The following is a 24,963-nucleotide window of genomic DNA, read 5'->3' as shown; positions in this document are numbered from 1 at the left end:
CTCCTTGCTTATGACGACTCGACGAGCTCCGACAGCTCGGCCCACCGCTCCAGCAACGCATCGAGCTCGGCGGAAAGCATTTCGTATTGCTCGGCAAGCTGCTGAACTTTTTCATAATCGCTCGCACAAGCTTCCATCTCTTCGGCGACCCGCTGCAATTCTTCTTCCAGTTTGGCTATATTGGTTTCAATTTCTTCCCACTCTTTTTGTTCTTTGTACGTCAGCCGGCGTTTCGTCTGTTTTCTTGACGGTTTCGTTTCTTTTGCAGGCTGCTTTTCTTGCTTTGCCGGCAATTGCCGCTGTTCCTCCAAGTATTCCGAATATTCGCCGATATACGTATGGATGTTGCCGTTCCCATCTAAAATCCAAAGCTGTTCGGCGACTTTATCTAAAAAGTAGCGGTCATGGGAAACGGTCATCACAACGCCTGGAAACGACTGCAAATAATCTTCTAGAACCGTTAACGTTTTCGTATCCAAATCGTTCGTCGGCTCATCGAGCAATAACACGTTTGGCCCGCTCATCAACAAGCGCAACAAATATAAGCGGCGCTTTTCCCCGCCGGACAGCTTGCGAATCAGCGTTCCATGCATATGCATTGGAAACAAAAACTGCTCAAGCAACTGCGCGGCGGAGATCGTCTCTCCGTCGATGGTGCGTATTGCCTCGCCCGCTTCGCGAATATATTCGATGACCCGTTTTTGTTCATCCATTTCCACATGTTCTTGTGTATAATAAGCGATTTTCACGGTCGGGCCAATTTCCACTTCCCCTTCCTCCGGCTGCAGCCGTCCGGCGATGATATTAAGCAAAGTGGATTTGCCGCTGCCGTTCGGCCCGACAATGCCAATGCGGTCACCCGGTTTGACAAGCAGGTTAAAGGAATGAAAGAGCTGCTTGCCGCCAAACGAATGGCTGATTCGCTTCAGCTCGATCACCTTTTTGCCAAGCCGGCTGCCGCCCAGCTTCATCTCCAGCTGCCCGCTTTTTTCCGTCGTCAGCGACGCTTCGAGCTGGGCAAACCGTTGCAAACGCGCCTTTTGTTTCGTCGTCCGCGCTTTGGCGCCGCGCTTGACCCATTCAAGCTCACGAAGGTACAGCTGACGCCGCTTTTGCGAAGCGGCGCGCTCTTGTTCTTCGCGGAGCGCTTTCGCTTCCAAAAACGCCGCATAATTTCCAACATACGTATATAGCTTGCCGCCGTCTAGCTCAAAGATGCGATTCGTGACACGGTCCAAAAAGTAGCGGTCGTGCGTGACAAACAATACTGCCCCTTGATAGCGCACCAAATATTCCTCGAGCCAGCGAATCGCCTCATCATCAAGGTGGTTCGTCGGCTCATCAAGCACAAGCAGATCGGGCGCCTCAATCAAAGCCTGCGCCAGCGCGACGCGCCGCTTTTGTCCGCCGGAAAGCGCGCCGATTCGCCTGGTCATGTCAGGAATCCCCAGCTTTGTTAAAATCGCCTTGGCGTTGGCATTGGCATCCCATGCATTTTGCGCATCCATTTGCTGCGAGAGGGCATACAAGCGCGCCTGCCGCTTTTCATCAAGCGGATGCTCGGCGAGCTCGGCGAGCGCCAGCTCATAGTCGCGCAACAGGCGAATCAGTGGATTATCTCGCTGAAATACTTGCTCTAGCACGGTCAGATCAGGGTGAAGTTCCGGCTGCTGAGGCAAATAGCCGATCGTGAAATCTTTTGGATAGGCAATATTTCCTTCATCCGGCGCGTCTACACCGGCAATGATGCGCAACAACGTCGATTTTCCGGTGCCATTGACGCCGATGATGCCGATGCGCTCCCCTTCTTTCACTGTAAAAGACAATTGCTGAAACAGCGTTTTTTCTCCGTAACTTTTCGAAATTCCTTCTACTGTTAACATTTTCATGGCAACCATCTCACTCTCGCTTCTGCTTCTTCAGGCGCGGAATGCGGCGAAGCGTGACATGCCGTTTGTGCACGGCTAAGAAAAAAACGCAACTGTTTTTTCACCACAAGAAAAACTTCGCCATCGCTGCCGCTTCCGCTTTCTTCCGCTATGGACAAAAAACCGTCTTCCACAGTGGAAAGACAGTTTTTATAACAGTTTTTCAATTTCGCTTTTTAATTCGCTCGGCCGCGTCTGTGAAGCGAAACGGGCGACCACATTTCCGTTTCGATCAACCAAAAACTTCGTAAAGTTCCATTTAATCGCCTTCGTTCCAAGCACGCCCGGGGCTTTTTCCTTTAAATATTGGAAAAGCGGATGGGCGCTTTCGCCATTGACATCGACTTTGGCAAACATCGGAAAGGTAACCCCGTAATTGGCTTGGCAAAACTGCTTAATCTCTTCTTCCGTGCCCGGCTCTTGATGGCCAAATTGATTGCACGGAAAGCCGAGAACGACAAAACCGCGATCACGGTATTGCTCATACAGTTCCTGCAACTCTTTATACTGTGGGGTAAAGCCGCATTTGCTCGCCGTATTGACAATCAGCAACACTTTTCCTTTGTAATCCGCTAATGACTGTTCTTCGCCGCGAATCGTTTTCGCGCTAAAATCGTATACACTCATCCGACTTCACCTCACTTCCCATCATAATGGATTTTCCGCCCTTTTTCCACTTCCGCGCCCTTTATTTGCCAGAAAACTTTTGCAATTGCTCGAGCGAAGCGGTCATGTACGGAATCATTGCCTGCAGGTCGGCGACATTATCTTCATAAATCAAACGGCCGAATTCAATCGTTACTTCATTACGATAGCCAGGTGTTTCATGAGGAAACTCATGGCTTAACGTTTGCCGTATCGTACGCTTGTCCCCCCAAATGCGCCGCAGCGCGCTTTCGATGAATGAGCACGTTTCCAGCTGCCGAATTGGAAGAAAGAAAGAAACCGTCAATCGGCAGCCCGGTCGAACCGAACGCTGAAGCAGTTCGTTTGCGATTTGCTCCAGATCCATCTCAAGACAGATCATGCACGATACAGGCGGCGGGGGAGTAGACGGTAAGCGGAAGGAAATCGTATACATCCGGGAAAAATGAGCTAAATCAACTAAATCACGCCGGTCAATCACCACAATGTCCCCTTCTAAATCCAAATCGTATACTGCACCCTCCAGCACCGTTTTCAAATTGTCAAACGCTGTTGGATCAAACATCCCATCACTCCCTTAAATCAGTCCGGCCGCATTTTCATTTCACCGACATCCATCCGCAAGCGCCTCCGGCTGTTTCGGCAGCCCCTGCATTATCATGACATCGCCATTCAACTCGACAACCTGCACCGGTCGATGACTTCAGCCCCCTTGCCATTATCATAAAATCTGTTGGACGGCCAAGTTTTATCGGACCATCCGACAGCGAATATTCGTTTTCGCTATGCAGATCGGCAGCTCGTCCCAGCCGAATTGGCAAACAGTTGGATTTGTTTTTGCGTTGTTAGCAAAAATTCTACGTCTCTCGCACCGTAGACAATCTGCGCGATCTTGCGGATTTTGTCAGGAATCGATTCGGATTGGTTCCTTCAATAATCTTCAATGTACTCAAATACATATATTTTATCATTCGGAGAATTTTAAAAAAATGAATTGAATAAAATTTGTAAAGTTTTTATAATTAAGTTATTTAAAACTGAACGAATGGAGGGAAATCTGTTGCCAATCAATATTCCAAAAGATTTGCCAGCCAAAGAAATACTCGAACAAGAAAATATTTTCGTCATGGATGAGGATCGGGCGTATTCACAGGACATTCGTCCGTTGAACATAGTGATTTTAAATTTAATGCCGGAAAAAGAAAAAGCGGAAACACAGTTATTGCGCCTTCTTGGCAATTCGCCGCTGCAAGTGAACGTCACTTTTTTGCGCCCAGCTACCCATGAGCCGAAAACGACAAGCAAACATCACTTAGACCAGTTTTATACGATCTTTCCGCATATCCGCCACCGTAAGTTTGACGGCATGATCATTACCGGCGCTCCGGTCGAACAAATGCCGTTTGAAGAAGTCACATACTGGAAAGAGCTAACGGAAATTATGGAATGGACGAAAACGAATGTCACATCGACTTTACATATTTGCTGGGGAGCGCAAGCCGGCCTTTATTATCATTACGGCATTCCAAAATACCCGCTGCCGCAAAAATGCTTCGGCGTTTTCAAACATTCGCTTGAAGTGAAAAATGTCAAATTATTGCGCGGGTTTGACGATGTCTTCCGCATGCCGCATTCGCGCCATACCGACGTCAAACGCGAAGATATCGAAAAAGTGCCGGAACTGACGATTTTATCCGTCGCCGAAAAAGCCGGTGTATGTTTAGTCGCGTCCAATGACGGAAAGCAAATCTTTTTGACCGGCCATCCAGAATACGACGCCACGACACTAAAAGAGGAGTATGAGCGTGACTTAGCCAAAGGGCTTCCGATTCACATTCCAGAATCGTATTTTCCAAACGACGATCCAACAAAAGAGCCGCTCAACACTTGGCGCTCCCATGCGAATTTATTGTTTGTCAACTGGCTGAACTATTATGTCTACCAGGAAACGCCGTATGAATGGGAATAAGTATTTTTAGGGATTTCTTGGCCGTTGGTGGTTGGAAAAATCTCGTAAAATCAACACTTTTGTATCATGGCTATATTGGTTTGCCGGCTGTGGGTGCGGTAGGTACGTGGTCAAAATGTGGTCAAGCCCACCCTCATCACCTCCAAACAAAAGAGGATGGCATCAAAAGGTCGATTCAGCGGCCTTTTGAGCCAGCCTCATTTCAGCTTACGATTTCAAAGGTATCCACATCTCTTGTTCCTATGAAATACCTAAAAACTTCTGGATATATAAAGCTGCGGACTCACACAAATCTCTTCCGGCAGGTGAATTCTAGCAGTTCCTCTACCAATGGATCCGATATTTCCTCTTTATCCCATTTGTATCTATTTTTCCATCGACACAGGGATGAAGAAGTATTTCGTAATTATATTCTGAAAGGAGCATGAAAATAACGTTATTTAGCAATACTTATTTTGAATTTGCCGCCATCATCAAAACCAATAAAATAATCCCCCTCAATTGCTTCTATCTGGTTTTTGTCAAAACAATCTTTTATTTCTGCTGCTATTTTCAGTAAAAGTTCTCTTTTATTCTTTACTCCATATAAATCTAAACTGTAACCACTCATTTCAATTCCTTTTGGTTTCGCGCTAACAAACGTATTATTGAATATTTTGAATTCACCATTTTTATAACCTATAATGCCGTTATCCGACTTTATGCAAGCTAAATTGTATTTGTAGAGTATATCAGCTAATTCTTTCATAAACTCTGAATTCATCTCCATCCCGATCCCTCCAATCGCATAAATAATTTCACTCCGTCACCGTGGCTTGGCGTTTACTAATTTGTCAGCTAGTCCACCCCATGTATACCGTCTTGTCCAATGCCATAATAGAATCAGCCTCTGATGCACTTCCAGCCATGGTGTATATATTTGCAATTTCCCCTAACTGTGCTAACCGCTAATGTGCCGCCAATCGCGTGGCGATGGATTCCGCCGGCTTCCCTAAAAGAGGAGCGCGACCCCCGCCCCTGTTTTCATCTACTTCCTCCCGGCAAAACATGTATTATTTCGAATCATTTCTTTCAATTACAATTCTGCTTCGATATGTTTAAACGTAGCTTTTTTAAGCTTCGTTGCTACCGGCATTTTCATCATCCTTCGACATTTTGCTTTAATATATAATAAGTACGTTCTCCTTTATGTTCTTCCGCTTGACAACTAAAGCAAAGTAAAATTGAGATTATCAACTAGTAAAATGAGATTATCAACCATGTTTTGCCCACCTTCTAAAAACCTAACAAGATGAAATATAATTTCTGTTGCTCCGCATCCGACAACGCAAAAAAGGGAGCATCCCGCTCCCTATCTTCTTGCTGCTCGAACCGTGTTGGTAATGACTGACGCTGAAATAGTTTTGAAACATGCTTCTATCCATCCGCAAACAATCAACCACGCAATGATGATCAGAACACTCAATAACGTTTTTCTCCCACATTCTATATATGGTAAAAATCGCTATAAAAATATTTGCTATTTTCTAGATAAAGGGAATAATTGCATGTTCCTTGACAAAACGACGGAAAACGATTATTCTTATTCGCGATTGTTCGCGGAAACTTCCTACCCCTCGACAAAACTAGTCAAAGGATTCGACCGCTTCCTCAGCGAATACACCTCATAGAACAAGAAACAACTAGAGAAAGGGATGAGCATGCGTGAGAGCGGAACGGAGAAAGCAATGGAAAATACACTGGCGCAAATATAAACATTTGTATAAAGGGGCACGCACGGAACGCCGCAATAAATGGCGGCAAAAATGGGAAGAAAAATATACCGCAAGCTAAAAAAACCTTGGCGAAACGCCAAGGTTTTCTACTTTTCCGCCCGCTTTTTGCCCCTCCCACGATGGTCCAGTTCCCTTACGCCATTTTTTCATCCAATGCGGCAGCTTGATAAAAGGTGGTCGCAGGCAAATGCGCTGCAATTGAAGCGAAAACGGCTTTGCGTTAGTTGTTGTATTGTTTATTTTATTGATTATTGTCGGCTACGGTTTCTAACATAGCGGGATAAAAGAAAGGCGAGGGAGCTGTTTGGCAAACAGGCAGTTCTCTCTATTTGTTTTCATTTTATGCACCACGGCAGCGATTGCGCACATCTTTAATTCTTCCGCAGCATAAAAATCCACATAAACGTCAACGCTTGCTTTAGCACGATTGGCAGCGAGCCGATGAGGCTTTCGGGCACCTCCCGTTTGTACACCCCTTGTCCGCCGATGATCTCCCATCCGTTCTCTTTGGCTAACCGCTCGAATTCCCACGGCATCATCGTATTGCAGATGACTGGTTTTCCGTATAAACGCGGATAGCTGTTGACGCGCGGCGCGGCGGTCGGCCCGAGAATGCCGGCGCAAAAATAGCCGCCTCGCTTTAACACCCGTTTTGCTTCTTGGAGCGCCTCAAGCGGCTGCTCCGTCCATTCGAGGGAATTAATGGCCATCGCTGCGGCAAACGTTTCCGCGGCAAATGGCAACTTCGTTAAATCCCCCTGCACAAAGCGAAGCCGTTCGCTTTCGCCTCGAGCTTTTGCTTTTTCGATCATTTCGGCCGATAAATCGACGCCGGTCACCTCATACCCTGCCTCGGCCAGCTTCCAAGAGCCATAGCCGTCGCCGCAGCCTAAATCGAGGATGTTGCTTCCTTTTGGAATGTAAGAAGCAATAAAAGGAATGACCGTTTTTCGGCTCCCTCGCTCCCACATCTCCTCGCTGCTTTGATGCCAAAACTCGGCTCTTTCATCCCACTGTCTTTCTGCTTCTTTATGCCAATCAAATGTTGCCACGAATATCACCTCTTTTTACATAAAATGTTCCCTTCTCACTAAAAATAACAACAGGCAAGAAGGAGTGAATGACAATGAACCAACAAGAAACGTTTGTCGCCGTACAAAAAAATCACCAAGGTGACATTATTAGCTGGAAAACATCGACAGGACGGGTCCTGTCATACCAAAAAGCCCTAATGGAAGTGGAAAGCGGTGCGATCAGCGGTTTCCATGTCGTAAACGAACAGGATGGCGAACAATATATCCGTTCCAATCCAGATGGAGATGCGTTCAACATCCTCGACTATCTTCCAACCTTTTTCTAAAACCCTAAAAAGAAAGGATGAAGCAATGATGACAAAACGGCCGAACAAAGGAAGCAAAAATCAAAACGCTCCGACGCAAGATGCCATGTCCTTGCTTAACGGCCCTGTTTCCGGGGACAACAGCAAAGGCAGAAAACAAAACAAATCGCAAAACGACAAAACCGACCTATACGAGTAAAAGGGATGAGCTACAGCTCCATCCCTTTCATTGCCGTAACGCCTTGCTCATAATCGTGTTTGATCAGTTTCATCTCCGTAACAATGTCAGCGATCTCGATTAATTCCCGATTCGCCGAACGGCCGGTAATAACTAAATGAAGATCAGGTGGACGCTTTTCCATTAATCGAAGTACGTCTTGAACGGAGACGATATCGTCAACCGGAAACCGGTCAATCGCAAGCGCATTATTCAGTTCATCTAAAACAATCAAGTCGTACATACCCGATAACACTTTTTCTTTCGTAAATTCCCATGCCGCTTTCAATGCCTGCCGGTGCACTTCGGGCGTTTTCGTCCACGTAAACCCGGCGCCCATTTGATACATTTCGATCCCGAGTTTTTGAAATATAAGATGCTCTCCATACGTTCGTTCCGGTGACTTAATAAACTGAATGACGGCGACTTTTTTCCCCCTTCCTGCCGCTCGTATCGCCAATCCGAGAGCGGCGGTCGTTTTTCCTTTTCCATCCCCCGTATAAATGATGATGCGCCCTTTCTTTTTATGTGGTGGCAACCGTCTCACCTCGGTCCATCTCGGCAAACCATTGAATCGTTTCACGGAGCCGAACGACCTCTCCGACAAGAATAATCGCTGGATGGGAAAGACCAGCTTTCTTGACGATATCGGTAATCGTCTGCAACGTACCGACAACCGTTCGTTGTCGTTCCGTCGTTCCCCATTCGATCACCGCCACAGGAGTATTCGACGGCTTTCCATGTTCGATTAGTTTTTGGCAAATATACGACAAATTGCCGATACCCATATAAAAGGCAATCGTATCGCTTCCTTTCGCTAATCCTTCCCAATGAAGACGGTCATCTCCCTTTTCTTGACGGCCGTGGCCAGTAACAATGGTAAACGAAGCAGCATATTCCCGATGTGTAACCGGTATGCCGGCATAAGCGGCAGCTGCGATTCCCGCCGTCACGCCAGGAACGATTTCAAACGGAATGCCGTGATGCGCAAGTACCTCTGCTTCTTCCCCGACCCGTCCAAAAACGCAAGGATCGCCTCCTTTTAAACGAGTGACAATTTTTCCTTGTTTTGCTTTTTCGACTAACAGTTCATGAATCCGTTCTTGAATGAACGCGTGCTTTCCCGGCTCTTTTCCGCAGTAAATGAGCTCCGCACCGCTTTTGGCGTATTTCAGTAAATTTTTATTAATCAACCGGTCGTAAATAATGACGTCAGCTTGTTGAATACACTCCAATCCATAGACAGTGATTAGCTTTTCATCACCGGGACCGGCACCAACGATATATACTTTTCCATTTGTCATGATTGTTTTCCTGCTCCTTCTACAGAATTTGAAATGTGGGCAGAAGCAAATGTCGCCATTTCTTTTATCATCGCTGTCGCAAATGTCAACAGCGGAAATGCAACAGCCGCACCGCTGCCTTCGCCAAGTCGCATACTTAAATCGATAAGCGGCTCTTTTCCTAATAATTCAAGAGCAATTTGATGACCAATTTCTTGAGAACGATGACCGGCAATCATATAATCAGCAACATCCGGAGCGAAAAGCTTAGCTACAAGTGCAGCAACCGTACAGATAAATCCGTCCAATAAAATCGGAACGCGCCGCTTCGCTGCCGCCAACATCGCACCTGCCATCGCTGCGATTTCCAAGCCACCGATTTTGGATAATAATTCAATCGGTTTAGACGGATCAGGCTGATGAAGTGACAACGCGCGGCGAATAACATTGACTTTATGCACAATCTTCTCTTCCGAAATGCCTGTTCCTCTCCCGACGAGTTGTTCAATTGGCTTGCCGCTCACCGCCGTTAAAATCGCACTCGCGGTAGTCGTATTGCCGATGCCCATTTCACCGACAATGAGAGTACGCGCTCCTTTGTCGATTATTTCCTTTGCTTGTTCGTAACCAACTATTAGCGCTTGTTCCGCTTCCGCATTGCTCATCGCTTCCATTTCGCAAAAATTGTTTGTTCCGTACCGCACTTTTTTCGAAATTACCGCTTCATGTTCAATTGGTGCAGCGACCCCAACATCAACAATGGCAAATATTGCGCCAATTTGCCGGCTGAATACGTTAATCGCCGCGCCGCCTTGAACAAAATTCCATACCATTTGTGCTGTCACTTCTGGCGGAAACGCTGACACTCCTTCTTTCGCAACACCATGATCAGCAGCAAACACAAGCACACCCGGTGGTGAAACATCAGGAAATTTGTTTCCTGTCATTTCCGCTAGCTCTACCGCTAACTGTTCCAAACGACCAAGGCTGCCAACCGGTTTTGTCAATTGGTCGACGTAAGCGCATACCTCTTTCCCTATTTCTTTATTAAGCTTTGGAATCGAAAATAACATTACACATCCCCCCTTTGAAACACATACATTTTTTCTTCGATTTCTTCGATGCGGACATGCCGCTTCACATGATCGGCAAGGCGGTCAAAAGCTTGTTCTCTTATAGTACGGAACGACTGACGACCGTAAATAGGCGATAAGCTTTTCTCACGGCGAATTTTATTTAATAACGCCTCTCGAAAAGCGTCATTATGAAAAAGATCATGAAAATATGTGCCGATCACCCGTTCATCTTTGCTTTTAGCGCCTTCCGCTCGCCCTTGCACATGAATAAACGGGACAGTTCCGTCAAGCAGCTGTGAACGGCCCATATGAATCTCATATCCTTTTACGAAAAAGCGCTCACCAGCAAATGTCAATATTCCTTCCGAAAGAACAGTTGTTTTTTCACACTCAAGCGTCGTGTCAATCGGAAGGAGATTCAATCCGGCAATTTCCCTTAGCGGTGTTTCCACACCAAATGGATCACGGATACGAGCCCCTAACATTTGATAACCGCCGCATATTCCAACAATCGTCACATGGTGATGTTTGTAGAGCTGTGCAATTTGTTCCACAATACCGTTTTCCTTCATATATAATAGGTCTTCAATCGTATTTTTACTTCCCGGCAAAATAAGCAAATCTGGCTGGCCAAGCTGGGCGGCTGTTGTCACAAAACGAACGTGGCAGTCCGGCTCGGTCAAAAATGGATCCACATCCGTGAAATTAGATATTTTCGGATATCGAATAACAGCAATATCAATATCTTTGTCCGGATTTACGGTTGTGGACATTTGTTCTAAACTAACGGAGTCTTCTGCGTCAATATGTAAATCTTCTAAATATGGAACGACGCCTAACACAGGAACGCCAGTATATTGTTCGAACCAATCAAGTCCCGGCTTCAATAGTGCCAAGTCACCGCGAAACTTATTAATGATCACGCCGATAATGCGCTGGCGGTCTTCTTTTTCTAACAGCTGTAAGGTGCCGACTAAGCTGGCAAACACGCCGCCCCGTTCAATATCGCCGATTAGGACGACCGGGGCATTGGCCATGCGCGCGACCCGCATATTGACGAGCTCTCGATCGTTCAAATTGATTTCCGCCGGACTCCCTGCGCCTTCGATCACGATCCGGTCGTATTCGTTCATTAAGACATCGAGCGACTCGCGGATAATCGCCAGCCCCTTTTCAAAAAATTCGTTGCGGTACGCGAACGCCTGCATATTTTTATACGGCTTTCCGTGCACGACGATTTGCGATTCATGCTCGCGGCTCGGTTTAATTAAAATCGGATTCATATCCGTTGTCGCGACAACGCCAGCCGCTTCCGCCTGTATTCCTTGCGCCCGCCCAATTTCTTTCCCATCGACCGTCACGTACGAATTAAGTGACATGTTTTGCGATTTAAACGGCGCCGTTTTCCAGCCGTTTTGCGCGAAAATGCGGCAAAACGCCGTGGCAATAATGCTTTTTCCCGCGTCAGAATGCGTTCCTTGGAACATAATCGGCAACGCTTTAGCCATGTTCTTTCACCTTCTCGCATTTCGTTAGCCAATTTTCAACCATTGGCGGACAAGAAGCAAAATGAAAATGAACATAGCCTGCAATTAAGTTTTGATGCTGATAGCCATCTTTTTTCGTACCACGAAGCCCCGTTGTTTCATAGGCAAACGGAATCTCGCCGCGCGCTTCGTACGTGGAATAATGAAACTCATGTCCTCGCGCTCGCAGGCCTTCCGGAAGCAAAAAGTTCCCTGGCTCTCCCTTGACTTCACGATATCCTAGCGCGGCGAGCCGCGAATGCATGACAACCCGTCCCGGAATGACGCCGGCCATTTCATAGTACGAGCCGTCCGTTGTTTGAATGCCTTCGGTTAAAAACATAAACCCTCCGCACTCGGCCAATGTCGGCAAGCCGTTTTCAATCGCCGTTTGGATCGATTGCTTGACATGCATTTGTTCCGAAAGCTGTTTTGCGAACTCTTCGGGAAATCCGCCACCAATGTATAACCCATGCACCCCATCTGGCAGCGTCTCGCCGGCAAGCGGGGAGAAAAAGACTAACTCGGCGCCATACGCTTGTAACAGCTCTAAATTTTCCGGATAGTAGAAATGAAACGCCGCGTCTTTTGCGACCGCAATCCGCACATTATACGATTTGTTTACATCCAAATACGATCGAAGAACATTTAATGCTGGGGCTTCCGCGAGCTCTAGTAACGCATTGAGATCCACCGTCTTGGCAATGCGCTCTCCTAATTCCGCAAAAAAGTGATCTAATTCCCCGCGCTCAATCGATGGAATGAGCCCTAAATGACGCTCCGGAATGTGGAGCGCATCTTCTTTGGTTAAAAATCCGATCACTGGAATGCCGCATTCTTGTTCAATCGCCGTTTTCACAAGGCGAAAATGTCCCTCACTGCCGACGCGGTTGGCAATCACTCCCGCAATGCGCACGCGTTCATCAAACGTTTGAAAGCCGCGGACAACCGCCGCCGCGCTCCGTGCCATGCCGGCGCAGTCGACGACCAATAGCACCGGACTATTCGTTAATACGCTAATTTCCGCCGTCGTTCCTTCGTTTGTCGTCGGCCGCTTCCCATCAAACATCCCCATGACTCCTTCAATAATAGCGATGTCAGCCCCTTCACAGCCTTTTGCGCAAATCGCTTGAACCGCTTCGTGTCCAACCATCCAGCTGTCAAGGTTGCGCGACGGTCTGCCCGTGACAGCAGTATGATAAGTTGGGTCAATATAATCCGGACCGCATTTAAACCCTTGTACAATGTAGCCTTTTTGTTTTAACGCCGCCATCAATCCAATTGTTATAGTCGTCTTGCCAACGCCGCTTTCCGTCCCGGCGATTACGATTCTTCTCATGTTGTTTTCCCCCTTAATGGTGCAAAATTGCCACGGAAATCGTGACATTGCCTGCTTTTTTCTTCACTAATTCCAATTTCTCTGCACCGCTATAAAGCTTCGCTGCCGGCTCGCTCACACCGTAAGCGCCTGTATAGCGGTACACGGTTTCAGAAGGCTGTTCGATGTTTACTTGATTCAGTTGTTCAGGGGTATAATAGACGAATTCCCATCCGTATTTTCGCACCACTTCAAGCAACCCTAGCTCGTCTTTTTTTAATTCGATCGTACATACCGCTTTCACACTTTTCATTGAAAAGCGCAGCTCCTCTAATGTATCGCGAATGACGGCGTCAATTTCTTCCGCCGCTGTTCCACGATTGCAGCCGATACCGAGCACGATTACTTTTGGGCGATACAAAACGCCGTTTTGTAAAATCGCTTCTTCCTCTTTCGTTAATAAACGATGGGTAACTACAAGCGCGGCGTCCGGTTTTGCTGCTAGCGCTTCATCAATCGAATGATAAATACGGATATTGTTTGGCAGCGGGGTATCATAGTTCCACCATTCTCGCTCCCCTGATTCTTGTACAATAGCAACATGTTGCTCATTGACGACGGCGGCGCTTACGGGAGTCAGCTTTTCGTCGGATTCCCACTCCCAGCCGAAGGAACGGCCAAATAAATCAACGGCAATCGTTTTTTGTACGTCAGACGCAGTCGTAATGACGGGATGGGCATGTAAAATCTCCGCGACTTGCCGCGTCAGTTCGTTCGCTCCGCCAAGATGTCCGGAAAGAACGCTAATGACATGTTCCCCTTTATCATCAATAACAACGATCGCCGGATCGGTTTTTTTATCTTTTAATAGCGGGGCAATCATTCGCACGACCGCACCAAGCGAAATAATGAGAATAAGCCCGCGGTATGTTTGAAAAAGCGACGGCAATAATAACCGCACGTTCCCTTCAAACAAGCGAATGCCTTTTTCGTCTTCGTCTCCTCTCGCAAACTTATTCGTATAATACACACGGGCGTTTGGAAGCTCCTCGCCGACGCGGCGGGCAATATCAACACCATGCTTCGTAATCGCAACAATCGCATACAACTCCTCACACCCCCTGTCGATATCCGTGTGTGAACGTTTTATCATACAGCTTCGAGTGATAGTCGCGCTCGATAATTGCAGGGTCTAACGCCCATCCTGCTAAAATGAGGGCGTGTTTTCGGATGCCGTTTGCGCGCATATCCTCGTCCAGCGTGCCGACCGTCGAACGGACAATTTTTTGATCTGGCCATGTCGCTTTATACACAATCACAACAGGGGTATCATCGCTCCATCCAGCATCCCTTAGTGCCTTTGTTACTTTTTTTGTTAATGTAGCGCTTAAAAATAACGCTAATGTGCAACGATGTTTTGCTAAATCTTCCAGTTTTTCTCTATTTGGAACTGGTGTTCGTCCTTCCGCTCGCGTTAAAATAACCGTCTGCGTTAAATCCGGAACGGTTAGCTCCGCTTGAACAGCCGCTGCCGCCGCAAATACCGAACTGACGCCAGGGACGATTTCCACTTCCACCCCTTGCTTTTTGAATAGCGCGATTTGTTCAAGTGTCGCTCCGTAAACAGATGGATCTCCCGTATGAATGCGCACGACTTTTTTTCCTTGCTTAAGCTGTTCTAACATCGCTTCAACCATTTGCTCTAAATGCATTCCTGCCGTATGAAATACTTCCGCTTCCGGCTTTCGATAGCGCTCGATCAGTTCGTTGCTGACGAGCGAATCAGTGTAAAAAATGGCGTCCGCTTCTTGGAGCAGTTGCGCGCCTTTCACAGTAATCAAATCCGGAGCCCCTGGGCCCGCGCCAATAATATATAGTTTCACTTTCTCACCACCAATAACGTTAAATATTCCAACTCTACTCCTTCAAGCTGTTCGATATTCCAAATGATTTCTTCCTTTGACGTCACTTTTGTCACCACGGCGGCGTTTTGCAATAAATTTTGTTCGCGAAGAAGACGGATCATCATTTCCATCACTTTCGCCACTTTCAAAAAGACGACGCAATCATGGTCTCTAATCGCCTTTTTCATCGCTTCATAGTCGTCGCGCGCTGGAATAATCGCTACCTGTTCATCCCCGTCGGCAAGCGGGATCTGCAGTCTCGCTGCCGCCGCGTTGACGGAGGAAACTCCCGGAACAATTTCAATCGCAACATTTGGATACCGCTCTTTCATGATTTTCATCAGATGGATGAACGTACTATATAAAAGTGGATCTCCTTCCGTCACAAACGCGACATCTTTTCCTGCGCTTAGCTGTTCCCAAATCGCTTCTGCCGTTTCGTTCCATTTTTCTGTTAACACATCCATATTTTTCGTCATTGGAAAGACGAGACCAAGCATCTCTTTTTCCGCCGGGGAAAAATATGCTTCAATAATTTGCTGGGCATAGCTTTTGCTGCCGCGCTGTTTTTTCGGATAGGCAATGACATGCGCTTCTTTCAGGCGGCGAAACGCCTTCACCGTCAACAACTCCGGGTCGCCCGGACCAACGCCGATGCCATACAATGTTCCGCTCATTCGTCTTCCTCCCTCTTTGCCGTAATGATATAAATCGGATTGAGCGCATCAAACCGCGTCAGCTCTAAAATCGATTTGCTTCTTGAGATTTGCGCGAGCGTAACGTCTACTTGAAAACCGCGCTGCTTTAATCCTTCCACCGCCTGCGCCAGCGTTTCAATCGTTACCGCATTTATCACGATGCGGCCGTTTCGTTTTAAGCGTTGACAACAAACATCAAGCAGCGGTCCCATTTCTCCCGACGTTCCCCCGATAAAAATCGCATCCGGGTCGGCAAATTCGTCTAAATGCTCAGGTGCTTTGCCGTGTACAAGCGTAATGTCAACGCGGAATTTTTTTAAGTTTTCTTTACAAATTTCGATATCATGGGCATTTTTTTCAATCGCAAACACGGCGCCTTCGCGGGCGATTTTCGCCGCTTCAATCGCGACGGAACCGGTGCATGTGCCGATATCCCAAACGACGCTCTTAGCATGAAGACGAAGCGCGCTTATGCTCAACACCCGAATCTCCTTTTTCGTAATCAGTCCTTTCTCTGGTTTGCGTTGCAAAAATTCGGCATCGTCAATTCCTAATGACCACATCGGACCTGCTTTTGTTTTTTGTAAAATAACCACATTTAATGGGGAAAACTCGGCATCTGCCATCTCTTCTAATTCGAAAAAGCGGCACCGTTCATCTTGTCCGCCAAGATTTTCTCCGACAAACGCACGGTATTCGGTCATTCCGTACGAAAGCAAATATTTCGCAATGGCATTAGGAGAATTCGTTTCGTCCGTTAATATCGCTACTTTTTCACATCCGTCAATTCGCTGGGCAAGTCCTTTCATACTGCGGCCGTGGACGCTAATAAATTTGGCGTCCTGCCACTTTTCTCCCATTTTTGCAAACGCCCATTGAATCGAACTGACTGCTGGATACACTTCGATTGGCAGTTTGCTAGATAAATAGCTGCCGATTCCATAAAACATCGGATCACCAGATGCGACGATGACGGTGCGTTTCGTTTCATGGCGAAGCCGCTCGACAAGCTGTGATAGCCCTCCTCGAATCGTGAGCGTTTCGCCTTGATAATCAGGGAAAAAGGCTAAATGACGCTCTCCTCCGACCAATAACTCACTTTCATAAATCCAACGTTCATAAAGGCGCGGGAGGCTCGCTTTCCCATCGGCGCCAATGCCAATTAGTTTAATCGCCTGCATCGTTTCGTACCGCCTTTCCTAATAATTGACCGCCCATTGTGTATAGCGACGTTTCCACGGTCATGCCGCCGCCCACTTCACGTAACGCGGATAAACAACAATGGTCACATAATATTTCAAAAAAGCGCTCATTCCCTGCTTCCTGCATCATCTCGCCAACTTGTGATGCCGTATTGGCTTCGCGAACAGCGGCAACGAGTTCCGGCGAAGCTCCGGCTTGTTCAGCAATGGCTGCTAAAAACGAAAAATCAATGGGAGCGCTTTTCGAATGCACCATCATAATGCCTTGTGCGACTTTTGAAAATTTCCCCATCATCCCAACCATGGAAACGGTTCGGATGCCGAGCCGTTTGCATTGTTTCAGAGTAAAGCCGACAAAATCCCCCATTTCAATAAATGCTTCCTCGGGGAGGTGAGGATATTGCTGTATCGCAAACTTTTCGCTTCGTCCTCCCGTCGTGATCACAACATGGTCGCATCCGTTTGCCTTTGCCACTTGAATTGCCTGAATGATGCTTGCGCGGTAGGCGGACGTCGAAAAAGGAATGACAATGCCGCGCGTCCCTAAAATCGAAATGCCGCCGATAATGCCGAGGCGCGCGTTTAACGTTTTTTTGGCGATTTCTTCCCCGTTAGGAACGGAAATAATGACGTTCACTCCACGGGAAATGCCGTATTGTTCCAATACTTCGCGCGCTGTTTCGTGAATCATTTTTCGCGGGATTGGATTAATTGCCGCTTCGCCAACCGGCACCGGCAAGCCCGGTTTCGTGACGCGCCCTACCCCTTTTCCGCCATCTAAATGAATGCCGGGTTGCTCCGCCCATGAGACGGTTGATACAATCGCCGCTCCATGCGTCGCATCAGGGTCATCCCCGCCATCTTTGATCACCGTTGCTTTCGCCGACTCACCATAAATCTCGCACGCTTCAATCGCAAATGTCGCCCATCGTCCGACTGGCAAATAAATGGTTGCCTCCGTTTGTATGATGCCGGTAATAAGTGCCGTTAATGCCGCTTTCGTTGCCGCTGTGGCACACGCCCCTGTCGTATATCCTTCGCGTAACGTTTTTTTCGCTTCCATTCGTTTACCCTCGCTCTGCCAACAGTGACAGCGCGTTTAGCGCCGCCACTGTAATGGTGCTTCCTCCTTTTCGGCCGATATTTGTAATAAATGGAACATCCAATTTCGCCAATTCCGCTTTTGATTCCGCCGCCGACACAAACCCGACCGGCAGGCCGATCACTAATCCCGGACGTGCTTCTCCTTCTTTAATTAAACGAATTAATTCCAGCAATGCCGTTGGCGCGTTGCCAATGGCAAAAATCCCGCCTTCTACTTCTTTAGCCGCTTTTCGCATCGCGACAATCGCTCTTGTCGTGTTGAGCCTTTTCGCCTCCGCAATGACATCTTCGTCGGAAATATACACTTTCACTTTGCCGCCAAACTTTTCAATGCGCGCTTTATTTACCCCGACTTGTACCATTTGCACATCAGCGACGACCGTTTTGCCACTGCGTATTGCTTCGATTCCCGCATGGACGGCATCAGGGTGAAACAACAAGCTTTTTCCAAGCTCAAAATCTGCAGAAGCATGAATGACGCGCTGTACAATCGGATATTGTTCTTTCGTAAAATGATGTTCACCAATTTCTTCATCAATGATTTGAAAACTTCTTTCTTCAATTTGTTGCGGTTGGACTGTAATCGGACGAAATTCCGTGCGAAAATCCATGGTAAAACCCCTTTCTTTCATGAATGAATGGATAACGGTACTATTTGTTGTAATGCCTTAACGACATCGGAAAACTGTGAATACACCGTACCATACTGAATCGATGGACGGCGGATGACAATCGTCTCAATCCCTAGCTCCTGTGCGGCAGCGATTTTTTCATCGACAAACCCAACTTTTCCGCTTTCTTTCGTAATGAGCAACGTAACGCCAAAATGTTGGAAAAGCGCCTTATCTAGTTCTTTCGTAAACGGACCTTGCATCGCAACGATATTTTCTTGTGGAAACTTGAGTTCCTCACATTTCTCCATATTATCTTTGCGCGGCAGCATGCGCGCAATCACGCGCGTATTCGGAAGTCCTAACAGCTTTTTTGCGAAAATGGATAACGTTTTGCTTCCGGTCGTTAGCATAATGACGCCTTGTTTTTTCGCAGCGAGCTCGGCTGCTTCTACATAACTGTCAACAAACGTGACGCGCTCATAAGCAACGGGAGCCGCTTGCCGTTCGTAACGGATATATGGAACCCCCGCGTCTATGGCTGCTTGCATCGCGTTTTTCGACGCTTCTTCGGCAAACGGATGGCTCGCGTCCACCACCGCTTTCGCTTTCTTTACGCGGATCAACTCCGCCAATTGTTCCGCCGTCAGCCGTCCAAGGTGCACCGCTAAGCCGGAAGCACGCAACTGATCCGCCGCATGTTCTGTAACGACCGTCGCTAATACACCATAGCCTGCTTGTTGAATACAAAGCGCCAGCTTTCGGGCATCGCTCGTTCCCGCTAATACAATAATCATGCGTGTTCCCCCTTAATGATGATGGTGGTGATGATGGTGATGCTCTGCAGCATGAAGCCGATATTGACACATATCACAGTTCATCATAACCGTCTTGCCAAGCGCTTCTTCTAATCTGTCAAGCACAATTGTTTTTAGCTTCGGATGAAATCCAAAGTAACCTGCTAGCGCAAAATCGACTTGCGGATACTGAAAACGAAATTGTTTTACTTTTTCTTCAAGACGCTTGATAAGCACGCCGGTAAACAAAAAGTACGGCAAAACCACCACTTTCCGCGCCCCTAGCTTCACGCACCGTTCCACTCCATCTTCTAACAATGGCGTCGTTACTCCCATAAATGCTGGTTCTACAAGGAAATAGTTCGTTTGTTCCCAAAATAAGCGGGAAATTTTATATAAATCGCTGTTCGCATCAGGGTCGCTTCCCCCGCGACCAAGCAGCACTACCGCTGTTTCCGGGTCAGGTTTTTCTATATTTTCACCGATTTCTTGTAATCTCGTTTTTAAGATCGAAAACGTTTGCTCATGAATGCCAATTGGTCGGCCATAGATGAAAGCCACATGCGGATAATGCTTCTTTGCTTCATCGATCTCCGATGGAATATGCAGCTTCGAATGGCCCGCTGGCAGCAAAATAATCGGAATAACGATAATTTCGCGAGCCCCGGCATCGACACAACGGTCAATCCCTTCGCGAATCGTTGGCAGTCCAAATTCTAAAAAACTCGTTTCGACATGTAAGGATGCTGCAATGTGCGGTTTTAGATGCTCGACAAACTGCCGGACTTGGTCGTTTCCTTCCGGTTCACGGCTGCCGTGCCCGACAAACAATACTGCTTTCATTCATTTTCTTCCCCCTTATTCACCACAGGCAGGCACTTCGATTTTTGCCGCCTGCTTCGCTTCTTGATACACAAATCCGCCGACTTGTTTCACTCGCTTAAAAAACTTATGAAACCGTTCGTTCGGGTGCGCGCGTTCCTTATATTCTTGAATAATGCGGGTGACAACGGACACAATCTCACTAGGCGGAATTCCTTCAGCGACAAGTTGTCCAGGGTGTGCGTTTCTTCCGACCGTTTTTCCTCCTAAAAATAAGTCGAATGCTCCTTTCCGATAGACGACTCCGATATCTTCCCGTACCGCTCCGTAACATGCCATACCGCAGCCGTTTACACCGAGCTTCAATTCTTTCGGAAGCGCCATTCCGCCAAGCTGTTCGTATAGCTGTTCCGCGTATGGAATCGCGTCTTTTTTCTCACCGTCGCAAAAATCGCAAGCTTTCAACGTCAGTACATCACCAACAGGGGCAACAGTCAGTCCCGCTTCTTTCAGTCTAGCGATGATAAGGTCTGGATCGGAAGTAGGAACTTCCAGCTTCAAATAATGATCCGGGGTATACATCATCGTTCCGTCTTCATCGACGATGTCTGCTAGTACCATCATCTGTTTTGGCGTAAAATTTTTGTTCGCTACTCCTGGGCTAACCGCGATTTCGAAAATCGCCGGCGCAAACGTCGTGGTGTCTTGGTGGCGAATCGCCAATTTTTGCAATGCTGCTTCTGCCACTTCTCTTACCGGTTCTGATTTCTTTTGATCAAGCGCCCACGGTTCCGCTTCTTTGCGAAGCCGTTCGTGTGGTTTCAGCGGCTGTTCGGCGGCGCTTAACGTATATTTTCGTTGGTATCCGCGCGGTGTGATCATCAGCCCGTCGTATACAAACGTCGAAGAATTGCCGATAATGACGGTCGTTAACATTCCGATATCGTAATCGAGCATATGCGCTAAATCCGTCAATACGATATGTTGCCGCGTACGATAAGCGCTTTTCACTAATCCGACCGGAGTATTTGGAGAGCGATAACGCAAAAGAATACGCTGCGCTTCGACAATTTGCCGCGTGCGTCGTCCGCTTTTCGGATTATATAAAGCGATGACAAAATCGGCAGCGGCTGCCGCTTCGATGCGCTTTTCAATAAGCGCCCACGGCGTTAGGTGATCGCTTAAACTAATGGTGCACGCATCATGCATAATTGGCGCACCTAAAAGAGCGGCACATGAGTTAATGGCAGAAATGCCTGGGATAACTTCCACTTCGATATCGCTTTCTCGCGTCCAGCCTTTTTCGATGAGTACCTCATACACAAGCCCCGCCATTCCGTACACGCCTGCGTCCCCGCTTGAAATGACGGCAACTGTTTTTCCGCGTTCCGCCCATTTCACCGCCTCTTGGGCGCGGCTTACTTCTTCCGTCATTCCGGTACTAATAACTTGTTTATTGCTAATTAAATCCGCAACTAGGTCAACGTACGTTTTATAACCGATAATAATATCGCTTTCTTCAATTGCTTCCCGCGCTCGCTTTGTCATATGTTCTTCGCTGCCTGGGCCAAATCCGACAATCAGCAATTTTCCTTTCATTGTCTCACCTCACCTCAATTTCCCTCTTTTTTGTTCATGTTAACTGGGCTCATTTGTCGAAAAAATTTGAACACTATATCACTTTTTCACTAATACGGAGGCTTGTGCGCTCATTCATTGTCATCCATTGTTTCATTTCTTCCACATTCCGCGGGATGCGCGTCTCGTGTGGAAACAACATTTTCCATACAGAAGCAAGCAGAGGAACACCAAGATGCCATTTTTGCAATTGATGCTGCCTTGCAAATACATCTTGCGGCGATCCTTGCATGACAATTTGTCCGTCGTGCATGACAAACACGATATCTGCCCACTCTAAGACAAAATCAAAATCATGAGTCGCAATCAAAACCGTCGTGCCGGCTTGATGAATAGCGTTTATCTTCTCGATAAACCGATCGATCTGTAGGCGATCTAAATACGCCGTCGGCTCATCGAGCACTAATAATTTCGGGTTCATCACCATTACGGCGGCAAGCGTCAGCCATTTTTTTTGGCCGAGACTTAAATGATGAACGGGCTTGTCCAACCATGAACGCAATCCAAACTCGTCCAGCGCTTTTTCAATGAGCTCGTCCATCTCATTTTTTTTCATTCCTAAATGGTGCAGGCCAAACGCCAGTTCATCACGTACCAACGGCGCCACAAGCTGGTGTTCCGGATTTTGAAAAACGATGCCGACCTCTCGTCGCCATTTTTGCAAGGTTTGACGTCGATAGTCCATCTTTTCTCCATTCCAATAGATATCGCCAGAGTCGGGCCGCAATAGCCCGTTCGCGTGTAAAAATAACGTTGTTTTACCGCATCCATTATGACCGATAAGCGCGCATTTTTTTCCATTGGGAATATGAAGGCTTAATCCTTTTAACACGCATGGTCCGTTCGGATACGTATAATATACTTCATCCATTTTCAGCATCTTCTGCTGCCCTCCTATCATCCAAGCCATAGAAGCAAACTTATGCCGATTGCCGCTTCCCACAGATAACGTTTATTTTTTTCGTTGTATGTTTCCATATGAACATAGACAATTTCATCGGAAACTCCTCGCGCCCATAAAGCAAGGCGCAACGCTTCATAGGAATGCCATATTTTCTGAAAAAGCTGGAACACCAACATCCCGCCATGCCGCCAATGGTTTCCCCCATTTCTCGCTTTCATTGCTACGTATAGCTCTTCCGCTACTTTCTCGAAAACAAATACAAACCGATACGTAAAAAATAACAACTCAATGATGATGGATGGTACTTTCATTCGCTTGAGCACATACAACATCTCTGGAAACGGAGTAGTCACTAGTAGGAAAAATAAACAAGACCAAGCTGCGACCGAACGAGATAGTAAAGACATCACAGTGGGAATGTGCGAACGATCAATAGAAACATGAAAAGAATTATCAATGGAAACGAGCAAAGCTGGAAAACTCATCACTAGAAACAATGACACGACTCCGAGGGCTTTGGCGTATACTGTCCACGAAACACGAGCATACCCGATAATCCACGCGGCAAGCCAAATCGTCATCATTACTTGCATTTTCCAACTACCTATCATGGCCATTATTAATAATATGAACGCAAATATCACTTTTTGTTCGGGACGTATTGTTCGCAGGCGGTTGTTGTAAGCGATTGTGTCAAACTGCCGGATCATTTTGATTCCTCTCTTCGGTTCTCCCGACCTTTATAGACGCCGATAATATAGCCAATAATACCGGCGCCGACCGCCGCTTGCACAGAAAACAGCAACGTTTGCACCTCTCCGCCTGGCGGCTCAAATATTGATTGCGCCCAAGGCTTATAATGAGGAGCAATCACCTGAATCGTTTTTTTCGCTCGGTCATCCGTGCCGCCAAAATTAGAGTGATGAATGAACAATAACGGCGTCGCTGCTAATAAAACAGCAAAAACGAGGAGAAAAAGACTTCTCTTCATTATCTACACTCCTCTCTCTAATTGACTTAGTTCCCGGCTGCTGTAAGTGGATAAGAAATTCCAAACGACGACCGTAAGCAACCCTTCTGTAATCGCCAATGGTATTTGCGTGACAGCGAAAATGCCGGCAAATTTGACAAACGAAGCGAAAACTCCGCCTGTCGCGTCCGGAAACGCCAACGCTAATTGCAAGGAGGTGACAACATATGTGGCTAAATCAGAGAAAAATGCAGCGAAAAAGATGGTCCAACGTCGCGGTATATTCCACTTTTTCCCTAAACAATAAATGCCGTACCCTACGATCGGACCGACGACTGCCATGGACATGGCATTCGCCCCTAATGTCGTCAATCCGCCATGTGCCAGCAATAACGCTTGAAACAGCAATACGATGCTTCCCATCACCACCATCGCCCATGGACCAAACAGCACCGCACCGAGACCGACCCCCGTTGGATGTGAGCTGCTTCCAGTAACGGATGGAATTTTTAAGGCGGACAGTACAAACGTAAATGCCCCCGACAGCGCAATGAGCAGCTTTAGTTCCGGATGCTCACGTGTAATCCGAATTAGTGAACGCATACCGATGATAAAAAACGGCAAAAACACTAGCCACCAAAAAATCACCCATCTGACAGGCAAAAATCCTTCCATAATATGCATCGCAAATGCCGATGAACTTTCAGAGAAAGTAAAATAGACAACTAATCCGAAAAGGAAAAGGGCAGCTCTCCATTTTTTCATACTTTCGTTCCTCCCATTGCTTTAGATAATTTCGAGATTCCTAGAGGGGCGTTTGATTGTTTTAACATCATCAATCCTTGCGTCCCTTCATAATGGTACGTTATCGTTTCTTCCAGCCATTCCCCATCTCGTAAATGCCTTCGTACAATCTCCCTTGCTTTTTTCGGCGTCACACCGTTGTACCATACGCCTTCAGGGTAAACGATGACTACACACGCGTCTTGGCAACGACCATTGCAGCGAGTCCGCGTCGTATGTACAATGCCATCTAACTCCAACAGTGCGATTTCTTCACGGATGGCAAGCGTTACTTCCTCTCCCTCTTTACGCATACAGCTGCCTCCGTTGCAAATCAGCACATGATGTTTCATTCCGATTAAATTCCATGTTGTCATGTTGAGTCTCTCCTTTTTTGCAAAATAAAAAGCACCTCTATACGCAGAGGTGCAGAAAAATGCATACAAATATAGCC

General features: G+C 47.1%; 29 protein-coding genes and 1 pseudogene. 5 read left to right on the top strand and 25 right to left on the bottom strand.

The annotated features are described in order from the left end of the window. Positions 1–8 precede the first annotated feature (8 nt). From BDD39_RS05495 to BDD39_RS05480, 4 genes are all read right to left on the bottom strand, one after another. Positions 9–1,889, bottom strand: a complete 1,881-nt coding sequence (locus tag BDD39_RS05495) for an ABC-F family ATP-binding cassette domain-containing protein (protein WP_166908858.1) — start codon at positions 1,887–1,889, stop codon at positions 9–11. Next, entirely contained in the window at positions 1,886–2,047 is a 162-nt protein-coding gene (locus BDD39_RS05490) for a hypothetical protein (protein WP_166908856.1), read from the bottom strand. The genes BDD39_RS05495 and BDD39_RS05490 overlap by 4 nt, the downstream gene beginning before the upstream one ends. A gap of 31 nt (positions 2,048–2,078) precedes the next feature. After that, on the bottom strand, positions 2,079–2,555 hold the full coding sequence (locus BDD39_RS05485; protein ID WP_166908854.1) for a glutathione peroxidase: 477 nt from the start codon (positions 2,553–2,555) through the stop codon (positions 2,079–2,081). Positions 2,556–2,616: 61 nt separating this feature from the next. Continuing rightward, on the bottom strand, positions 2,617–3,138 hold the full coding sequence (locus tag BDD39_RS05480; RefSeq protein WP_166908852.1) for a hypothetical protein: 522 nt from the start codon (positions 3,136–3,138) through the stop codon (positions 2,617–2,619). A 495-nt stretch (positions 3,139–3,633) separates the two neighbouring features. On the opposite strand from BDD39_RS05480, the gene metA reads away from it, so the two are divergent. After that, positions 3,634–4,542 carry a homoserine O-acetyltransferase MetA gene (gene metA, locus BDD39_RS05475; RefSeq protein ID WP_166908850.1) on the top strand — a complete coding sequence of 303 codons (909 nt, stop codon included), beginning with the start codon at positions 3,634–3,636 and terminating at the stop codon, positions 4,540–4,542. 436 nt (positions 4,543–4,978) lie between these two features. Here the strand turns inward: metA and BDD39_RS05470 are convergent, their stop codons facing one another. Continuing rightward, entirely contained in the window at positions 4,979–5,311 is a 333-nt protein-coding gene (locus BDD39_RS05470; protein ID WP_166908848.1) for a hypothetical protein, read from the bottom strand. Positions 5,312–6,246: 935 nt separating this feature from the next. On the opposite strand from BDD39_RS05470, the gene BDD39_RS16555 reads away from it, so the two are divergent. Together BDD39_RS16555 and BDD39_RS16550 are read left to right on the top strand one after the other, a co-directional pair. Then, positions 6,247–6,375 carry a hypothetical protein gene (locus BDD39_RS16555; RefSeq protein ID WP_017434161.1) on the top strand — a complete coding sequence of 43 codons (129 nt, stop codon included), beginning with the start codon at positions 6,247–6,249 and terminating at the stop codon, positions 6,373–6,375. A gap of 150 nt (positions 6,376–6,525) precedes the next feature. Beyond that, positions 6,526–6,588, top strand: a pseudogene (locus tag BDD39_RS16550) (YjcZ family sporulation protein); the annotation flags it as partial. A 100-nt stretch (positions 6,589–6,688) separates the two neighbouring features. On the opposite strand, the gene BDD39_RS05460 reads toward BDD39_RS16550, so the two are convergent. Then, a complete protein-coding gene (locus BDD39_RS05460) occupies positions 6,689–7,369 on the bottom strand; it encodes a methyltransferase domain-containing protein (RefSeq protein ID WP_166908846.1) in 681 nt (226 codons plus the stop codon). Positions 7,370–7,443: 74 nt separating this feature from the next. Here BDD39_RS05460 and BDD39_RS05455 point away from each other — a divergent pair, with 74 nt between their 5' ends. Beyond that, positions 7,444–7,677: a DUF3892 domain-containing protein gene (locus BDD39_RS05455; protein ID WP_166908844.1), complete on the top strand. Its 234-nt coding sequence runs from the start codon at positions 7,444–7,446 to the stop codon at positions 7,675–7,677. 25 nt (positions 7,678–7,702) lie between these two features. Continuing rightward, entirely contained in the window at positions 7,703–7,855 is a 153-nt protein-coding gene (locus BDD39_RS05450; RefSeq protein ID WP_208404567.1) for a hypothetical protein, read from the top strand. A gap of 10 nt (positions 7,856–7,865) precedes the next feature. On the opposite strand, the gene cobO is transcribed toward BDD39_RS05450, so the two are convergent. The 19 genes from cobO to BDD39_RS05355 all read right to left on the bottom strand — a co-directional run bounded on the left by cobO (position 7,866) and on the right by BDD39_RS05355 (position 24,886). Then, positions 7,866–8,411: a cob(I)yrinic acid a,c-diamide adenosyltransferase gene (gene cobO, locus BDD39_RS05445; RefSeq protein WP_166912272.1), complete on the bottom strand. Its 546-nt coding sequence runs from the start codon at positions 8,409–8,411 to the stop codon at positions 7,866–7,868. Beyond that, the gene (gene cobA / locus BDD39_RS05440) at positions 8,398–9,177 is read right to left on the bottom strand and encodes a uroporphyrinogen-III C-methyltransferase (protein ID WP_166908842.1); all 780 of its coding nucleotides are present in this window, start codon (positions 9,175–9,177) and stop codon (positions 8,398–8,400) included. The genes cobO and cobA overlap by 14 nt, the downstream gene beginning before the upstream one ends. Then, entirely contained in the window at positions 9,174–10,229 is a 1,056-nt protein-coding gene (gene cobT / locus BDD39_RS05435; protein ID WP_166908840.1) for a nicotinate-nucleotide--dimethylbenzimidazole phosphoribosyltransferase, read from the bottom strand. The genes cobA and cobT overlap by 4 nt, the downstream gene beginning before the upstream one ends. Then, positions 10,229–11,740 (bottom strand): cobyric acid synthase, encoded by a 1,512-nt coding sequence (locus tag BDD39_RS05430; RefSeq protein WP_166908837.1) that lies wholly within the window; start codon positions 11,738–11,740, stop codon positions 10,229–10,231. The genes cobT and BDD39_RS05430 overlap by 1 nt, the downstream gene beginning before the upstream one ends. Continuing rightward, the gene (locus tag BDD39_RS05425; protein ID WP_166908835.1) at positions 11,733–13,097 is read right to left on the bottom strand and encodes a cobyrinic acid a,c-diamide synthase CobB; all 1,365 of its coding nucleotides are present in this window, start codon (positions 13,095–13,097) and stop codon (positions 11,733–11,735) included. The genes BDD39_RS05430 and BDD39_RS05425 overlap by 8 nt, the downstream gene beginning before the upstream one ends. Before the next feature lie 13 nt (positions 13,098–13,110). Continuing rightward, entirely contained in the window at positions 13,111–14,184 is a 1,074-nt protein-coding gene (locus BDD39_RS05420; protein ID WP_166908833.1) for a cobalt-precorrin 5A hydrolase, read from the bottom strand. Between the two features lie 4 nt (positions 14,185–14,188). Next, positions 14,189–14,959: a precorrin-4 C(11)-methyltransferase gene (gene cobM, locus BDD39_RS05415; protein ID WP_166908831.1), complete on the bottom strand. Its 771-nt coding sequence runs from the start codon at positions 14,957–14,959 to the stop codon at positions 14,189–14,191. Then, positions 14,956–15,657 carry a precorrin-2 C(20)-methyltransferase gene (gene cobI, locus BDD39_RS05410; protein WP_166908829.1) on the bottom strand — a complete coding sequence of 234 codons (702 nt, stop codon included), beginning with the start codon at positions 15,655–15,657 and terminating at the stop codon, positions 14,956–14,958. Before cobI ends, cobM begins: the two co-directional genes overlap by 4 nt. Next, a complete protein-coding gene (gene cbiE / locus BDD39_RS05405; RefSeq protein WP_166908827.1) occupies positions 15,654–16,859 on the bottom strand; it encodes a precorrin-6y C5,15-methyltransferase (decarboxylating) subunit CbiE in 1,206 nt (401 codons plus the stop codon). The genes cobI and cbiE overlap by 4 nt, the downstream gene beginning before the upstream one ends. Further along, positions 16,846–17,943 (bottom strand): cobalt-precorrin-5B (C(1))-methyltransferase, encoded by a 1,098-nt coding sequence (locus BDD39_RS05400; RefSeq protein ID WP_166908825.1) that lies wholly within the window; start codon positions 17,941–17,943, stop codon positions 16,846–16,848. The genes cbiE and BDD39_RS05400 overlap by 14 nt, the downstream gene beginning before the upstream one ends. A gap of 4 nt (positions 17,944–17,947) precedes the next feature. Continuing rightward, the gene (locus BDD39_RS05395) at positions 17,948–18,595 is read right to left on the bottom strand and encodes a precorrin-8X methylmutase (protein WP_166908824.1); all 648 of its coding nucleotides are present in this window, start codon (positions 18,593–18,595) and stop codon (positions 17,948–17,950) included. A 17-nt stretch (positions 18,596–18,612) separates the two neighbouring features. Next, on the bottom strand, positions 18,613–19,392 hold the full coding sequence (cobK, locus tag BDD39_RS05390) for a precorrin-6A reductase (RefSeq protein WP_166908823.1): 780 nt from the start codon (positions 19,390–19,392) through the stop codon (positions 18,613–18,615). 12 nt (positions 19,393–19,404) lie between these two features. After that, the gene (locus tag BDD39_RS05385) at positions 19,405–20,235 is read right to left on the bottom strand and encodes a sirohydrochlorin chelatase (RefSeq protein WP_166908822.1); all 831 of its coding nucleotides are present in this window, start codon (positions 20,233–20,235) and stop codon (positions 19,405–19,407) included. Positions 20,236–20,250: 15 nt separating this feature from the next. After that, positions 20,251–21,813 (bottom strand): precorrin-3B C(17)-methyltransferase, encoded by a 1,563-nt coding sequence (cobJ, locus tag BDD39_RS05380; RefSeq protein WP_166908821.1) that lies wholly within the window; start codon positions 21,811–21,813, stop codon positions 20,251–20,253. A 73-nt stretch (positions 21,814–21,886) separates the two neighbouring features. Next, complete coding sequence (locus BDD39_RS05375) at positions 21,887–22,732, bottom strand: energy-coupling factor ABC transporter ATP-binding protein (RefSeq protein ID WP_166908820.1); 846 nt, start codon at positions 22,730–22,732, stop codon at positions 21,887–21,889. 17 nt (positions 22,733–22,749) lie between these two features. Next, positions 22,750–23,466: a cobalt ECF transporter T component CbiQ gene (cbiQ, locus tag BDD39_RS05370; RefSeq protein ID WP_166908819.1), complete on the bottom strand. Its 717-nt coding sequence runs from the start codon at positions 23,464–23,466 to the stop codon at positions 22,750–22,752. Beyond that, entirely contained in the window at positions 23,463–23,747 is a 285-nt protein-coding gene (locus tag BDD39_RS05365; protein WP_166908817.1) for an energy-coupling factor ABC transporter substrate-binding protein, read from the bottom strand. The genes cbiQ and BDD39_RS05365 overlap by 4 nt, the downstream gene beginning before the upstream one ends. A 3-nt stretch (positions 23,748–23,750) precedes the next feature. Beyond that, a complete protein-coding gene (locus BDD39_RS05360) occupies positions 23,751–24,491 on the bottom strand; it encodes an energy-coupling factor ABC transporter permease (RefSeq protein WP_166908815.1) in 741 nt (246 codons plus the stop codon). Beyond that, on the bottom strand, positions 24,488–24,886 hold the full coding sequence (locus BDD39_RS05355; protein WP_166908812.1) for a (2Fe-2S) ferredoxin domain-containing protein: 399 nt from the start codon (positions 24,884–24,886) through the stop codon (positions 24,488–24,490). The genes BDD39_RS05360 and BDD39_RS05355 overlap by 4 nt, the downstream gene beginning before the upstream one ends. Between the last annotated feature and the right edge of the window lie 77 nt (positions 24,887–24,963).

It is taken from the genome of Saccharococcus thermophilus (assembly GCF_011761475.1).
Lineage (GTDB): Bacteria > Bacillota > Bacilli > Bacillales > Anoxybacillaceae > Saccharococcus > Saccharococcus thermophilus.
Note: the sequence above shows the minus strand (reverse complement) of the source record. Positions and strands in the feature narration are given on the sequence as shown.